The organism is Lactiplantibacillus daowaiensis, from assembly GCF_005405085.1.
Lineage (GTDB): Bacteria > Bacillota > Bacilli > Lactobacillales > Lactobacillaceae > Lactiplantibacillus > Lactiplantibacillus daowaiensis.
Genome location: NZ_BJDJ01000012.1, coordinates 71,542 through 87,432, shown reverse-complemented (window position 1 = coordinate 87,432; position 15,891 = coordinate 71,542). Strand labels below are relative to the sequence as shown.

The following is a 15,891-nucleotide window of genomic DNA, read 5'->3' as shown; positions in this document are numbered from 1 at the left end:
CATTAGCTGACCCGTTAAGATGACGTGACAGGGTGCCTTCGCGGCTCAATTTTGAGCCACCAATTTTGGGAAGCTAACCCGAAAACTAGGGCGAGTTAGATTTGGTAGCCGACAATTCGACCGCGAGTATTCTAAAGCGATTGTAAAACTTGGTATAGCAATGATATGGGGGGGCTATGGTCGACAAAAAAAGAGCGGCAGCATACTTTTGTGTTTATAAAAATCCCTTTTTTTACTTTGGATTTTTGCTTATTTTGCTGGATTGTGAAATATCCCTACTAATAATGCGAAATTTAAACAAATAAACAGTCAGGGGGTAACATGTAAATATATACATGTTATTATTTGCACTTTTTAGAGATATGTGCGATAATATAGATATAATAAACGGATTCTGGATATATGTATCAATTGGCCGCTATGGGTATAACTCGTGGTGGCTTTTTGGTGCGTAAATTTAGCGAAAGGAGCCCGAAAATGGGTCGAAAAATTAAGCAACTATCAACTTTAAAGAAACATCTAACGAACGAAGAGCGTGACCAGAGGAAGGACGCCGAGACTGCCTTATTTGACTACCCGTCACTCGATTTAACGCCCCCTGATTGGCTGCATGACCGTGCTTTGACCGAGTGGAAACGTGTTTCTCCGTACTTAAAAGCTAACACGCCCATTAGTGAACTTGATCGGGCCCTTCTAGCTAGCTATTGCCGGGCTTATGCCACAATTCAGACTTGTGAGAGCGATATTCGCAAGAATGGCCTAGTACAGACTAATCAAAAGACTGGTGCCCGTAAGCCGAACCCGTATGTGGCCTTGCAGTCGCAAGCGACGAGAGACTTAAAAGCTTTAGCCAATGATTTAGGCATGTCGCTATCGAGCCGGGCGCGTATGGAACTAAACAAGCAAAAAGATGAGACGCCCGAAGATACTTTTGAGGCGATGTTATCATGATTGAATATGTTGACCAAGTCTTGTCCGGTGAAGTATTGGCTGGTCAAAAAATCAAATGGGCGTGTGAGCGATTTAAACGCGATTTAAGCCGTTCTAAAGAAGATAGCTTCCCGTTCTACTACGACGAAGACAAAGCGGCACAGGCGGTCAAATTTATCGAATTAATGCCTAAGACTGACGGTAGCCAACTCACCATGCAACCCTTTCAAAAATGGATTATTAGTGAGTTGTATGGCTGGCGTGAAAAAACTACTGGTAATAGGCGCTACGATCGGGCGTTTATTAGTATGGGACGCAAGAACGGGAAAACTTTTCTAGCTTCTGGTATGGCCGCTAATGGCCTTTTAAGGGAGTGTCAGCCTGCCCGTAACCGACAAGTGCTATTCGTAAGCAACGCCCTTAAACAAGCTAAGCTTGGCTACAATATGCTTTCAAGTGGGTTACGGCAAGTTCGCAAACAGTCGAAGTACATGCGGCAACGGATCAAGGTGCAGAAGCAAGCCATTACTGACTTGGAAACTGATTCGCAAGTCTTGGCACTTGCCAGCGACACCAGTACGCTTGATGGCTATGCTGGGACTACCGTTATTTTAGATGAATGGCACGAAGCTAAAGACCGAAAAGTATATAACGTTTTAAAGTCTGGTCAAGCACAAGAGGATAACTCCTTGCTGGCGGTGATTTCCACTTCTGGTCTTAACCTTAACGTTCCAATGCACGCCGAATATGACATGCTGACGGACGTTTTAAAGGGCAAAACCGAAGCTGACCGTTATTTTGTGGCAATCTGGGAACTGGACGACCGCGAAGAAGTTTACGATCAAGCCAATTGGATCAAGGCCAACCCGTTATTCAGCGAGCCACACGTTAAGCAACGCATGACGGAGAAAATTCAGGCCGATGTTGACCTTGCTATCAAGCAAAATAATCTAATTCCGGTACTGGTTAAGAACTTCAATATGTGGTTGCAAGCCAGTGAGGACAGCTATATTTCCGCGGACGATTGGGCCGCTGGTAAATTGGCAAAGGTGCCTAACTTAAACAATCGAGATGTGTATATCGGTGTGGATCTTTCAAAAAGTAATGACTTGACCGCGGTTAGTTGGTTGATACCAATTGGCAATGGTCAGTTTTATTGTGATAGTCATTCGTTTGTTGGCACGAAGTACGGACTGGATTCTAAGATTAAACGTGATGGGATTGATTACCGGTCAATGGAGCGCGCTGGTGAGTGTAGTATTACTCGCCTTGATAGCGGCATTATTGACTATGACGATCTTTTTGATTTTGTTCAAAAACTAGTCGGGCAATATAACTTGAAAGTGAAAGCCGTGGCCTATGATCCATACAATGCCCAAACCTTAATCACTAAGTTTGAAAAATTAAATTATCCACTGTTTGAAGTGCGACAAGGAACTAAAACTTTGAATATTCCCACCCGAAACTTCCGTGACCAACTTTATGATGGCAAGATTAAGCATAACGGCAACAAGATTCTCGCTTATGCGGTCAATAACGCCATCTTGAAAGTGGTAAACAATGGCTGGCAACTCGACAAAGCCCGCAATACTAACCGGATTGACCCGATTGCGGCGTTGATTAACGCGTTTGTAGCGGGTATGGGATATTATCAAGAAAGTGAGGATCAACAGCATGCAGAAGATTACTACAAAACAGCGACTGCGGCAGATTTGTTCTGATTATGTACAAACGATTTTGTTGGTGCTTGGCTTAATCTGCTTAGTGATTGGTTTTGGTTGCTGGATCAGCTGGCCAGCGGGATTGATATTGGCTGGTGTAGCCATGATTCTGCTGGCCTTGCTAATTAATTATGAAAAGCAAAGAGGTGATTAAATGAGTTTTTTTGTTAAAAGCAGTACCACCAGCGGCACGCATGATCCGGTAGCTGACGCCTTGGTTAGTTTATCAAGCAATGACCCGTATACGTTTGTGAGTGCCAGTGTGCTACGCAACAGTGATATTTATGCGGCAATTAACATTATTGCGAGCGACATTGCCAGCAATCCAATTATGTGTGATACGGCAATCTTTAACACGATGATTAATCAGACCCCTAATAGCCAGATGGACGGCTACCATTTCAAATATGCGTTGGCGGCTAACCTGTTACTCAATGGTAATAGTTTTGCGGAGATTTTGCCTAACCACACCCTGAAACTGATTCCCAACAATCAATTGGTGGTTGAGCAAGACGATGTGAGCGGCAAGTTGACCTATACTTATACGCCAACCAGTGGAACGTGTCGTCAGATCGCGCCTAACAACATCTTGCATTTCAAATATTTCACCAAAGACGGGGTATCGGGGATCAGCCCACTATATGCCTTGAAAGATGAACGCCAGATTCAGTCGGCCGGCAATAAATTGCTAACCGGCTTTTTTACTGCCGGCGTGCACGGCACCACCATCGTTAAATTGCACCAAACGGACTTAGGCAAAGAAGCCAAAGAAAACGTTCGAAAACAGTTTGATGAAACGACCACCGGAGAAAATGCGGTCAATACGATTGTCACTGATGATGGTATGGATATTAGTAATCTGCCCTTAAATACCGATGTGTTAAAACTTGTTAACTCGAATGACTGGACGACCCGGCAAATTGCTAAAGCCTTTGGCTTGCCACCAGAGCGCTTAGGGGTAGAAAACGATCATTCTAACCAAGAGCAAAGTGGCGTGCAGTATCTACAAGGGACGTTACAGCATTACTTCGATAGCTTCACCAGCGAACTATCATTCAAGCTTGACCATGACTTCACGTTCAATACGGACAAATTATTGAGCCTTGATCCGCAGACCCAGCAAGCCCAAGCGGTGGCTGGATTTACGGGCGGCATTATGAGCCGCAATGAAGCCCGGGCCAAGATTGGCTTGCCACCAACTGACGATGGCAATATTTTCTTAAACTTACAAAAGAATGGAGTGACTAATTCATGAAACAAGACCGACGGTTAACGATTGACGCCGAATTGCGAGCACAAACGCCGCAGTCAGAAACACCCGAAGACGGGCCAGCTGAAAATTCAGCAGACCCGCAACCTAAAGATTCCCAAACAAGCAAAGGGAAAACAATTAGTGGTTATGCCATTGTGTGGAACTCACCAAGTAAAGATTTAGGTGGTTTTACCGAGATTGTAACCCCCAAGGCGCTTGATGGTGTCGATTTATCAAACGTTCTTATGCTCAACAACCACGACTACACTCAAGTGTTAGCCAGCGTCAAGGCGGGCACGTTAACGCTAGAGACGGACGATAAGGGGCTACATTTCATTGCGCAGTTGCCGAATACGTCGTTTGCTAATGATGTATACGAAGAAGTTCAAAGTGGGAACGTTGATTCCTGTTCATTTGGCTTTGATAGTGACGACGACACCGACGAATGGACTAAAGATGATGGCGGTAATATCACGCGCACCATTAATCAAGTTAAGAGCTTGTTCGATGTTTCAGTGGTTGCTGTTCCCGCTTATGACGATACCAATGTTCAAGTTGACACCCGTAGCTATGAAAAGTTTATCAATCAAGAAAAGGAGCCTGATAATATGGCAAAACAAACAATTATTGATCCAAACACGAATGAAAATGACAACAAGACCGGTGTTCCTGCCTTTGAAGCTTATGTACGAAGCCACGGTGAAACCCGAGACGGCTTGAATACGAGTGGTGCCAGTGCGGTTATTCCCAAGGAACTCATTACCCCCGTTTTCCAATTAAAGCAATCCACCTACAATCTCGCCCAATATGCGACGGTTAAGCAAGTTTCTAGTGGTTCTGGGACTTATCCTATCTCGACTAGTCGACAATCAGCCGTACTGGCCACCAAGGAAGAACTCGCCGATATTGCGGACGTTAACGCGAATATGTTTACGGAAGTGCCATTTGATGTGAAGACACGAGCGGGTAAGATTGCCTTATCTAACGAGGTCGTAGAAGATGCCGAAGTGGATATTGTGAGTGAAGTTAAGGCTCAATTACAACAACTCGTTGATAATACGGACAACACGCAGATCATGGGACTGTTAACGGGTAGTAGCTTTGCTAAAGCAACGGCCACCAGTATTGATGATCTTAAAAAGATTTTCAATGTGACCTTAGACCCTGCTTTGAGCAAGATGTGGTTAGTTAACCAATCCGGGTTCAATTATCTTGATACCTTGAAAGATAGCGAAGGCCGTTACCTATTGCAACCTAATCCAACGGCGCCAAGCGGCTTTACCTTGTTAGGGGCTCCGGTCGTCATGATCAGTGATAAGTTATTGGCCAACAATGCTGACGGCACATTCCCAATGGTCGCGGGTGATTTGTCACAAGCGGTGGCGGTCTTCCGGCGCAACCAAGTAACCGCCCAATGGGATAAGTTCGATCAGTTCAGCCAAGGGTTATCAGTGATCGTGCGGAACGATTATGAAGTGATTGATAAGACTGCCGCGGTCAATGTGGCACTAGGAACAGCAACCAGCGGTAAATAGAAGAACATAAGGGGGAGCCATTTTGGACACCCCTGTTACATAATGATGGACGTTGTATGCTATTATTGACTTAAACAAAAAATAGAGGAATGATAAAAATTGAAAATGATTAGTGACGTATTAGTTTTTGCAGTGGCATTAGAGGCACTTTTTATCATGGTGCTAGAAATGTTTTTGACACAAACAAAGATTGCTAGAAATGCTTTTGATTTGCCAAAAGAGTATTTAGCACAAGAAAAGGTGCAAGTAAGTATGGCTAATCAGGGATTATATAATGGTTTTATTGGTGTTGGAATACTATTGTCCATGCTTGTATTTCCTAATGAACTTAGAATATGGAACTTATATCTCTTTGTTGGTTTTGTTGTGGTTGCCGCTATATACGGGGCCTTTACAGCGAATAAAAAGATTATTTTTTCTCAAGGACTACCAGCTATACTTGCGCTTGTAGCATTGATTTTGTCTAATAGTTAGAAAGGAGTTTTTTTATGGCAGTGACGGTTGATGATATTAAAACCAGCTTACGATTGGATTTGACCGAAGATGATACCTTAATTCAGGGCTACTTAGATTCTGCTAAGGAATATGTGCAGACCGCCGTTAGCACTACGGCTGGTTTAACCCAATATAAGCAATATGATTTTGCGGTGTCGTTGCTAACGCAATTCTGGTATCAAAACCGGGTGGTGGATATGAAGCAGACTCCTTACCAAGTGGTTAGCATGATCCAGCAACTCCGTGGGCTGACAAGCGAATAAAAAGCATTGATGAATAAACTTCATTTAAAAATATAATAGGTGAAATTAATTGAACAAAATGTTATAATATAGGTGTCCTTAAGTAATTCATTTAATTCATTGTTAGTAAGGGAGCCGCAGATTGCGACTCCCTCTCCTTATACATATATTTGGAATCAGAAAGCGTGGTTCCAATGCGTCAAGATATTAAGAAGATACGTAATTTATTAAAAGAGTATACCAAACTAAAACAGGAAATTCGGACGTTTAATCAGGTATCTAGCCCGGTTTTAAGTGTGGCTCCTAGTCACAGTGGCGGCAATGGCGTTGAAACTAGCCTCATTAACTATATTGACCTATCTTATCAGTTAAAAGAGGTCGAGGACGCGTTAAATGCGATCCATGATCCGCAGTATCAATTTATCCTGCATGATTACATCATTGAGAAACGTTTTACCCGAAGCGAGGCTTGCGAGCGATTGTCCGTTAGTGTTAGCAAGTTTAACTACATGAAGAATTGTGCGCTTGAATTATTTAGGGTTGCATACATCGAATTAAAGTGTTAAAGTTAGTTAAGTTGACATGTTCGGAAGTTATAAGTATCATTCATCTTTGCTATCTATTATTTTCTTAGATGTTAATTCAATTTGGTTACTTTGGTTTGATTCCTAGGAGGATATATATATGCAAAATGGTACTGTAAAATGGTTTAATGCTGATAAGGGCTTTGGGTTTATCACTGGTTCAGATGATAAAGATGTATTCGTACACTTTTCAGCAATTCAAACTGACGGTTTTAAGAGTCTTGACGATGGGCAAAAAGTTAGTTACGATGTTGAACAAGGCGATCGAGGACCTCAAGCGACTAATGTTGTTCCACAATAATTTGTCTAATATTATGAAGAACTGCTTTTGATGGAGCAGTTCTTTTTTATTAAAGGCATACAGGAAAGCAATGTGATAATATGGATTTTATAGATGTTTATGGCATTAATCACGAAAATTGTACGCTTGTTACACCAACTAGAGAGTACAGTCGAATCAACATATTCATGGATTCAGTTGGGCGAAGATTTGTAGCTATGAGTCCTGATCCTGTACCTAGTAAATATGGCTCAGTAAATAGTCATTGGAAACGTGGCCGGCCATCTGAAGCACCGAAAGATTATTTTTATATTGATAAATAAAAAAACTGTTAACCGATGAAGTTAACAGTCACTGCCCCGCGCAAGTATGAAGCCACCGGAAACGGTGGTTTTTTTGTAAAGTAAGCCAAATGGTAAGCCAACCATTATTTACTAAGCGTTAAAACCATTGCTATCATTGGTGTGTAGGCATTTATAAAGAAGTGGGGGTCATTCCCAGTATACCCAATTGAAGGATACGATAAGCTGTTGACTAGGAATATTTAGTCAACAGCTTTTTTTATTAACTCATAGTCATAAAAATATTAAGATACTAATTTAAACAACCTAACTTACCGCAAAGACTGTCTATTTTACATCACTGGTGTCATTATGAAAGGGTACGTAATCGTTAGTGAAGGTGAGGAATTAGGATGGAAAAAGCTGAGAAAATTGATATTTTACGGCATTTAGTTAGTATTAATTCGGTCAATGGCAATGAAATCGAAGTGGCGCACTATTTAGAGACGCTATTTAGCCAAGCGGGTATTGATTGTCAGGTGTTACCAGAAGGCGACGGCCGAGCCAACCTAGTCGCTGAAATTGGGGCTGGACAGCCAGTTTTAGCAATTTCTGGTCATATGGATACCGTTGCCGTCAATCCCGATGATTGGGCCACTGATCCGTTTACGTTAACAACTGATGGTGATCATCTGATTGGTCGTGGCGCTAACGATATGAAGAGTGGGTTAGCAGCGCTTGTGATTGCGATGATTGAACTCAAAGAACAACAAGTCCCATTAAACGGTACGATTCGATTATTGGCCACATATGGTGAAGAATTTGCCGAGAAGGGGGCGCAATCTTTGACGACGGCGGGCTATATGCAAGGTGTTGACGCATTAATGATTGCGGAACCATCTGGCTATCGGATTTGTTATGGCCAAGCCGGTTCGATTGATATGACCGTCACATCTGAAGGCAAGACCGCGCACAGTTCAATGCCAAGCCTTGGTCAAAATGCGGTCATGCATTTGGTCGATGTCCTCTATCAAATTCAAACTAATATAACAAAATTAACAGCGGGAATCACCAATGATGTTTTGAGTACGCCAACGCTATTTAATATTGATGTATTCCATGGTGGTAACCAAGTCAATACGATTCCAAACTATGCGTCAGCCCAAGTTAATTTGCGGACGATTCCAGAAGTTAGCAACCAAAAGCTGTTGCAAGTCTTTGAAGAGACGATTCGCGACTATAACCAAGAACATGGCAGTCACATTGGACATCACGCTGAAATGGTCGTTGACCCAGTGGTAGGCGATGCGCACAGCAAGATGATTCAATTGATTCAAAAAATTGGGCAACCTTATTTGGAAAATGCTGAATTCACGCCAGCAGAACAACAACAAAATCAACAGGCCTTAAAAATGATGGGCTTACCAACTGATCAAACAACGATTCCGATTCTAGGTGCAGCCGGTGGTACCGATGCGCGACGGTTTTTGATTGATCATTTGGTTGGGGCCGATTATACGGTCTTTGGCCCTGGTAATCTAACCTCACATCAACCAAATGAATATATTTCTGCCAAGATGTATCTTGATTTTATTGAGATGTATGAACAACTTTTCCCAGCTTATTTGCAAGCCTAAGATCACACAAAAGGCAGTTCGCTAACGATGGCGAACTGCCTTTTGTTATGGCTGTAATAATTGTTGGAACTCAGCTAGCGACAGTCCTGGTGTGACCCGTTGACGCGGTAAGTTGTAGCGGGCACTGTGACTAGTGGCAATGCCCGGTGTCGTTGATAAGGCTAACTGATAGCCAGCTAATTTAGCCGCGTGTAAGGTCTGTTTGTTGGCGCGACCGGCGGGATAACAAATGACGCGGGTATGTTGGTGAAGGTGTTCGTCTAGCCAAGTCTTTGACCCAACCATCTCAGCTAATTGCTGTTTATCGGTTAACTGATTTAAATCTAAGTGATGGACCGTGTGGCTTTGGAAATCGACCACCCCGGAAGCTTGCATCTTTAAGGCTTCAGCCAAGTTTAAATGATTCTTCTTAGTCGCAAAGCCGGTAATGAAATTGATCGTTGCATGAGTCTGGGTTTGTTTTAGGATTGGCCAAGCTTTAGTGTAATTATCGCGATAGGCGTCATCCAACGTGATCCAGACGATTTTCTTTTGTGGCACTTGCTTGGTCGTTAAGACATGGATAGCTTCAGCGGTGGTCAACGTGTAATAGTGATGTTGCTTTAAATAAGTCATCTCAGCTTTGAATTGCTTAGCTGGCACGCGAAGACTATTGCCACTGGCGATACTGTGGTACATCAAGATCGGCACTTTAGCGGTTTTGACAGTGTGCCAATGCGCATATGGCTTTGCGCTTGGTTTTGCCTTGGTCTTAGCCTTAGCTGATGTTTTCTTCTGACTAGTTGTTGATGATGTTTTCGTCGATGGTGCACTAGTGGTCGCCGTAGCAGTACAGCCGGCCAACCCGAGTAGCAGTAAACCGGCACTAAAAATCCCCAGTGATCGGCGTGATAAAAGTTGCATGTGTAAAATCCCCCCAAGATTGAACTAACGCTATTATTATCATACGGGTTTACGTTAGTTTGCTGCGAATTAGGCGCTTAATTTAGCTAGTTCTTAAGGTTAAGTAACTTATTCTTTAAGAAAGTCTAAGCTTGCTTAGGGTTCTTCAAAGGTGGTTAAGAAAGCCTTAGCCGGGCTAGCCAAGGGGTTCCCGCCTTGGTAATCTTAGCTTAACGTAATTCAAGCAAGCTAACAGGGGGAAGTTTACATGAAGAAAGTGTTAATTAGTTTATTGGTCATTATTGGTATCGGGGTGGGGGCCTTATTAGGGTCATCAGCGTTGACTAAGAATCAAGGTAGCGAATTTGCGATGGCACTAGATAACGTCAATCCAATGGTCCAAGTCACGACGGTCTATGGCTTAACTAATCGGCCGACCGGGCACCGAATCGGTGGTGCCGGTGAAGATGAGTATACGTATCAGATCAAGACCGTCGATGCAGCGGGAAATCGGCGGACCTTAACGTTTGATGCGCAAAAGCGGTTAAAACTCCAACATTATTTAAAAATCGAAACTAAAGGCCAAAACGTCGAATCCTGGGAAGCGGTCCAACCAGCCAGTATGCCCGGTGGCGTGTTAAGAAAATTGGCTGAAAGTTAGGCGTTTAGCAAAGTGGTGTCACTAATTAAGTGGCGCCTTTTTTTGTTGCGTTAATTTAAGGTTGGCTGATGACCGAGAAATATTTTGAAAAAGTTAGGAAATTTACCAAATCTTAAGGCGTTTTAGCTGTCAAAATAGTTGTGCTGCGTTACAATTGTTTGCGTGAGTCTTGTAAAGATGGTTGACAAAAAGACGATTTTTAGCTAGATTAGTATGTTGCACTGTAAAATGCAGAACTAACCAAATGAAGGGGAGCGTGTTGATGCTTAAAATAGCGAAGGGCCGGATCTCATATTGGGCCGTCACCGGGGCGATTTTATTTATGATCGTGCAAGTTATTGCCAATTTAAACTTGCCCAGTTTGACGTCTAATATTGTGAATAACGGGGTTGCCACTGGCGACATTAGTTATATTTGGAAGATCGGTTTTGAAATGATCGGTTTTTCACTGTTATCGGTAGTCGCGGCTTTCGGGAACGTATTCTTGGCCGCCCGGTCATCACAACAGTTAGGGAAAAATTTACGTTCGGATATTTATAAGAAAGTCATCAACTTTTCTAATGATGAATTTGATAAAGTTGAAACCTCTTCATTAATTACCCGGACGACCAACGACGTTGTGCAAATCCAAAACGTGGCCATGATGGCCTTGCGGATGATGATCATGGCGCCAATCATGTTAATTGGGGCCAGTTTTTTGGCTTATACCAAGAGTCATGAATTAACTTGGATTTTCGTGGTCTCAATTCCAGTACTATTAATCTTTATCGGATTAATTATGGGATTTGCGATTCCGTTATTCCGAGCGATGCAAACGAAGACTGACCGGATCAACTTAGTGTTCCGGGAAGGCTTGACTGGGGTCCGGGTTATTCGGGCGTTCCGTCAAGATAAGTTTGAACAAGATCGATTTGAAGATGCCAACCAAGATTATACGAAAAATGCCATTAAAGTTAACACCATTGTCGCGTTAGCTTTCCCAGTGATGACGTTGATCATGAGTGGGACTAACGTGGCCATTGTTTGGTTCGGTGGCCAATTGATCAGTAGTCAAACAATGCAAGTTGGGAACATGATCGCGTTTATGACATACGCGATGCAAGTGCTGATGAGCTTTATGATGCTTGCGATGGTCTTTGCCTTTATTCCACGTGCCGCTGCTTCAGCAACCCGGATTAAAGAAGTCTTAGATATTCAAACAAAAATTAATGATCCTAAAGACCCTAAACAATTACCAGTTGATCAAGATCATAGCTTAGCGTTTGATCATGTGGATTACCGGTATCAAACGGCCGAGCAGTTGGCGTTAACCGATATTGACTTTAGCGCGCATTCCGGTCAAACCGTGGCGATCATTGGGGGAACTGGGTCTGGTAAAACGACTTTAGTTAACCTGATTCCACGTTTTTATGATATTGAAAATGGTCACGTCAAGGTTGATGGTGTCGATGTCCGTGATGTGAAGACCGCCGAGTTACACCGGACGGTTTCGTTTGTCCCTCAAACGGCGACGCTTTTTACTGGGACGATTCGCGACAATATGAAGTTTGGGAATGAAAACGCCACCGATGATGACATTTGGCATGCGTTAGAAATTGCCCGTTCGACTGACTTCGTTAAAGAAGAAGGCGGCTTAGATGCCCACGTTGAACAAGGCGGGGGTAACTTCTCTGGTGGTCAACGGCAACGGTTAGCCATTGCCCGGGCCTTAGTCAAGCGGGCCTCAGTTTATGTCTTTGATGATTCGTTTTCGGCGTTGGACTTTAAGACTGATGCTGAATTACGGGCAGAATTACGTCAAGATAAGCTCATTCAACAAAGTGTTGTCGTTATCGTGGCCCAACGAATTGCGACGGTTGCTGATGCTGACTTAATCTTAGTCCTTGATGAAGGTAAGTTAGTTGGTAAAGGGACCCATGCTGAATTAAAGGCTAATAATGAAGTTTATCAAGAAATTATGAAGTCACAATTACGAGAGGAGGATCAACTGTAATGAGTGAAAAGAAATCAACCAGTGCTGATCAACCACGTCCTAGTGGTCCTCGGCATGGACCTGGTGCGCAAGGGTTAGTTGAAAAGCCTAAGAGCTTTTGGAAAACTGCCGGGCGCTTGATGCGCTACATGTCAGACCGCTGGATCGGTTTAGTTGTTGTGATGGTTTTTGCGATTACGTCAGTGATCTTCCAAATCCAAACGCCTAAGATTTTAGGGAAAGCAACGACTGAAATCTATAAAGGTATTATGAAAGGGGTCGCCCAACAAAAGGCTGGTATTAGCCAGTCAGGGTACCCAATCAACTTTGAAAAAATCGGCGAGATTATTTTAGTGGTTATTTTGATGTATTGTGCTTCGGCCATCTTCAACTTTATCCAACAATTTATCATGACCCGAATTTCACAGCGGACTGTTTATAAATTACGCCGGTCATTTAAAGGCAAGATGAAAAATGTACCGATCTCATATTATGACACGCATTCTAATGGGGATATTATGAGTCGGGCCGTTAACGATATGGATAACATTGCCAACACCTTGCAACAAAACTTGACGCAAGCAGTAACTAGTGTCGTCACGTTTGTTGGGACGTTATGGATGATGATTTCCATTAGTTGGAAGTTGACGTTGATCGCCTTAGTGACGATTCCATTAAGTATCGTTGTGGTGGGGGTTATTGCCCCTAAGTCACAAAAGTACTTTGGGACCCAACAAAAGAGCTTGGGGTTATTGAATAACCAAGTTGAAGAAAATTATGCCGGTCACGTGGTCATCAAGAGTTTCAACAAGGAACAAGATGCGATTGATGACTTTGAAGAACAAAACGATAACTACTATCAATCGGCTTGGAAGGCCCAATTTATTTCTGGGATCATCATGCCATTGATGATGTTCTTAAATAACATCGGCTATGTTTTCGTTGCAATTATTGGTGGGATCGATGTGGCGCATGGGAATGTGTCGTTAGGGAATATTCAAGCGTTCTTACAATATACCCAACAATTCTCACAACCAATTTCGCAAATGGCCAACTTGTTGAACACGATTCAATCAACGGTTGCATCAGCGGAACGGGTCTTTGAAGTCTTAGACGAAGAAGAAATGAAGCAAACGAAGTCCAACTTACCAGTTGCGACCGATGATCAAAACTTAATTACGTTAGATCACGTGCAATTTGGTTATGGCGATGACTTGTTGATGACCGATTATAACTTAGATGTTAAGCGCGGTGAACAAGTCGCCATTGTCGGGCCAACTGGGGCCGGGAAGACGACCATCATTAACTTGTTGGAACGGTTCTATGACGTTAAGGGTGGTTCGATTCGCTTAAATGGGACCGATACGCGTGATTTAGATCGTGAAGATTTACGGTCACACTTTGCGATGGTCTTACAAGACACGTGGTTATTTACCGGGACGATTTTTGAAAACTTGAAGTATGGTCGCGAAGATGCGTCTGATGAAGAAATCTACGCGGCAGCTGAGGCAGCCCATGTGGACGGCTTTGTTCGCAAGTTACCAGATGGTTATCAAACGATCCTAAACGAAGAAGCGTCAAACATCTCACAAGGGCAACGCCAATTGTTGACGATTGCTCGGGCCTTTGTTGCTGATCCAGAAATCTTGATTTTGGATGAAGCCACAAGTTCCGTCGATACCCGGACCGAAGTGCATATCCAACACGCGATGGAACGGTTATTGAAGAACCGGACCAGTTTCGTGGTTGCACATCGATTATCCACGATTCAAGGCGCTGATAACATCATCGTGATGAATCATGGGTCAGTTGTTGAAACTGGGAATCATGAACAATTGATGGCCAAAGACGGTTTTTATGCCGACTTATACAACAGTCAGTTTACTGGCAATATCAACTTAGATTAAAGGAGGGGTGTCGCGTGTTTCGAAAAACCACATTAGTGGCCGTTTCAGCCGGTGCGTTGGCTTTAGTGCTAGCTGGTTGTGGGTCGACTAAGTTATCAACGACGAAATCAACTTATACACGCAACGGTTTAGTGGCGGCGGTCAAAGGGCATGCCAATACGAAGACGGTCAGTTATAAGATCGATGGGGCAAAAACGAAGACGCAAACAGTGCACAACAACACGTTTGTTATTCAAGTGCCAACCAAGACGACCCGCCAAACGGTCAAGTTGACGGCTGGTAGTCAAAGTACGACGGTGCATGTTAAGGCGGCGAAGCGGTTAGCCCGTTACAAGACGTTAGCCAACAGTTATAACCAGGCCTTAATTGCCTCAAAGATGACGAAAAAACAACAAACGGCGGCGCAAAAGCTACAAGCGCAAGCCGCTGCTTTAAAGCAACAACAAGCTAAGATCCAAGCAACCGTTAAAACTGCCAAAGCACAAGTAGCCAAGGGTGGGACGGCCGCAGTTGCAGCAGCTAAAACGCTGCAAGCGCAACAGACCGCCGCTGCCAAGTTACAAACGCAGGCTGCTAGTTTACAGGCGAGTCAAAAGTCAGTTGCGGCAGCGATGAAGACGGCTAAGGCGAAAGTCAAAGACCAATTATTGCCCACCAAAACACCTAAAGGCGTAACCAATGTTTTGACGACGACGGATTATAAGATTCGGATGAACGTACAAAATGGCGATGTCATGGGAACGGCCATGATCGTGCCTGTTAAAGCGATGAAGAATACAACGCGCAAGAAGAACTTTGGGACGTCCTTTGCTTTAATGAGCAGTGTTTCAGGTGCCAATGCCAAGCAAGTGATGAAGAAGTTTGCCAAAGAAACCAAGAGTAATAATAGTAGTACCACGACCATTGATCCAATTTATTCCAAGGGCGTGAAGTTTACGATTGGGGTTTCGACTTCAGATTTGTATATCTTTATGACGAAGTAATCATACCGTAATAGCTAAAGGAGCCAACGACAATTCAGTCGCTGGCTCCTTTTTTGTTGGGTGTTTTTTGATTACGCCATTGTTAATTTAGAAAAGAAAAACGCACGCTACCACAGTTGGTAACGTGCGTTAAGTTATTCAAATGATAGTTCCATAAAATACAACTGCTTACTAGTTAAATGTGCGGTTGAGACCCAAACTTCATGGTAGTTCGGGACTTTCTTTTCCGTGTAATCAAAGAAGAAATCTAAGATGTTCCCATTTTTGGCAACGAAGTCTTCTTGAAACCGATTGACCAGTAGCTTATTATCAGGAAAATAAATTTCGGGATTAGCGACTTTGATTCGGTCCGGAATGCCCATCCGCACGACGTTAGTGTATTCCGGCGTAGTGAAAGTGATCTCGGCCGGATGATGGACGATGTAGAACATCACGTTATAAATTGAATCTGAATTACTTGCCACGACAAAGCCGTCCTTTGTTTGCTTAATTTATTGCTATTATACCAAATGTCACTGAAAAGATGGTA

Annotated in this window: 16 protein-coding genes; 14 read left to right on the top strand and 2 right to left on the bottom strand. The window is 43.2% G+C overall.

Annotated features, from left to right (window positions below; genetic code table 11):
* Positions 1–477 precede the first annotated feature (477 nt).
* From FFM75_RS08785 to FFM75_RS08735, 10 genes are all read left to right on the top strand, one after another.
* A complete protein-coding gene (locus FFM75_RS08785; RefSeq protein ID WP_137628801.1) occupies positions 478–951 on the top strand; it encodes a phage terminase small subunit P27 family in 474 nt (157 codons plus the stop codon).
* Entirely contained in the window at positions 948–2,651 is a 1,704-nt protein-coding gene (locus FFM75_RS08780) for a terminase large subunit (protein ID WP_137628800.1), read from the top strand. Before FFM75_RS08785 ends, FFM75_RS08780 begins: the two co-directional genes overlap by 4 nt.
* On the top strand, positions 2,605–2,805 hold the full coding sequence (locus tag FFM75_RS08775; protein ID WP_137628799.1) for a hypothetical protein: 201 nt from the start codon (positions 2,605–2,607) through the stop codon (positions 2,803–2,805). Before FFM75_RS08780 ends, FFM75_RS08775 begins: the two co-directional genes overlap by 47 nt.
* The gene (locus FFM75_RS08770) at positions 2,806–3,906 is read left to right on the top strand and encodes a phage portal protein (protein ID WP_137628798.1); all 1,101 of its coding nucleotides are present in this window, start codon (positions 2,806–2,808) and stop codon (positions 3,904–3,906) included.
* The gene (locus FFM75_RS08765) at positions 3,903–5,438 is read left to right on the top strand and encodes a phage major capsid protein (protein ID WP_137628797.1); all 1,536 of its coding nucleotides are present in this window, start codon (positions 3,903–3,905) and stop codon (positions 5,436–5,438) included. The genes FFM75_RS08770 and FFM75_RS08765 overlap by 4 nt, the downstream gene beginning before the upstream one ends.
* A gap of 99 nt (positions 5,439–5,537) precedes the next feature.
* Positions 5,538–5,912 (top strand): DUF1304 domain-containing protein, encoded by a 375-nt coding sequence (locus tag FFM75_RS08760; protein WP_087609393.1) that lies wholly within the window; start codon positions 5,538–5,540, stop codon positions 5,910–5,912.
* 14 nt (positions 5,913–5,926) lie between these two features.
* Complete coding sequence (locus tag FFM75_RS08755) at positions 5,927–6,196, top strand: head-tail connector protein (RefSeq protein WP_125766204.1); 270 nt, start codon at positions 5,927–5,929, stop codon at positions 6,194–6,196.
* A gap of 173 nt (positions 6,197–6,369) precedes the next feature.
* The gene (locus FFM75_RS08750) at positions 6,370–6,741 is read left to right on the top strand and encodes a hypothetical protein (RefSeq protein WP_137628796.1); all 372 of its coding nucleotides are present in this window, start codon (positions 6,370–6,372) and stop codon (positions 6,739–6,741) included.
* A 118-nt stretch (positions 6,742–6,859) separates the two neighbouring features.
* Complete coding sequence (locus FFM75_RS08745) at positions 6,860–7,060, top strand: cold-shock protein (RefSeq protein WP_042522391.1); 201 nt, start codon at positions 6,860–6,862, stop codon at positions 7,058–7,060.
* Positions 7,061–7,733: 673 nt separating this feature from the next.
* Positions 7,734–8,957, top strand: a complete 1,224-nt coding sequence (locus tag FFM75_RS08735; RefSeq protein ID WP_137628795.1) for an ArgE/DapE family deacylase — start codon at positions 7,734–7,736, stop codon at positions 8,955–8,957.
* Positions 8,958–9,002: 45 nt separating this feature from the next.
* Here FFM75_RS08735 and FFM75_RS08730 read toward each other — a convergent pair whose 3' ends face one another.
* Positions 9,003–9,860 (bottom strand): polysaccharide deacetylase family protein, encoded by an 858-nt coding sequence (locus tag FFM75_RS08730; protein WP_137628794.1) that lies wholly within the window; start codon positions 9,858–9,860, stop codon positions 9,003–9,005.
* Between the two features lie 247 nt (positions 9,861–10,107).
* On the opposite strand from FFM75_RS08730, the gene FFM75_RS08725 reads away from it, so the two are divergent.
* The 4 genes from FFM75_RS08725 to FFM75_RS08710 all read left to right on the top strand — a co-directional run bounded on the left by FFM75_RS08725 (position 10,108) and on the right by FFM75_RS08710 (position 15,362).
* Complete coding sequence (locus FFM75_RS08725; protein ID WP_137628793.1) at positions 10,108–10,500, top strand: YxeA family protein; 393 nt, start codon at positions 10,108–10,110, stop codon at positions 10,498–10,500.
* Positions 10,501–10,762: 262 nt separating this feature from the next.
* On the top strand, positions 10,763–12,493 hold the full coding sequence (locus FFM75_RS08720; protein WP_137628792.1) for an ABC transporter ATP-binding protein: 1,731 nt from the start codon (positions 10,763–10,765) through the stop codon (positions 12,491–12,493).
* Positions 12,493–14,379: an ABC transporter ATP-binding protein gene (locus FFM75_RS08715; protein ID WP_137628791.1), complete on the top strand. Its 1,887-nt coding sequence runs from the start codon at positions 12,493–12,495 to the stop codon at positions 14,377–14,379. The genes FFM75_RS08720 and FFM75_RS08715 overlap by 1 nt, the downstream gene beginning before the upstream one ends.
* Positions 14,380–14,393: 14 nt before the next feature.
* Positions 14,394–15,362, top strand: a complete 969-nt coding sequence (locus FFM75_RS08710) for a hypothetical protein (protein ID WP_137628790.1) — start codon at positions 14,394–14,396, stop codon at positions 15,360–15,362.
* Between the two features lie 134 nt (positions 15,363–15,496).
* Here FFM75_RS08710 and FFM75_RS08705 read toward each other — a convergent pair whose 3' ends face one another.
* Positions 15,497–15,826: a hypothetical protein gene (locus FFM75_RS08705; RefSeq protein ID WP_137628789.1), complete on the bottom strand. Its 330-nt coding sequence runs from the start codon at positions 15,824–15,826 to the stop codon at positions 15,497–15,499.
* Positions 15,827–15,891: the final 65 nt, after the last annotated feature.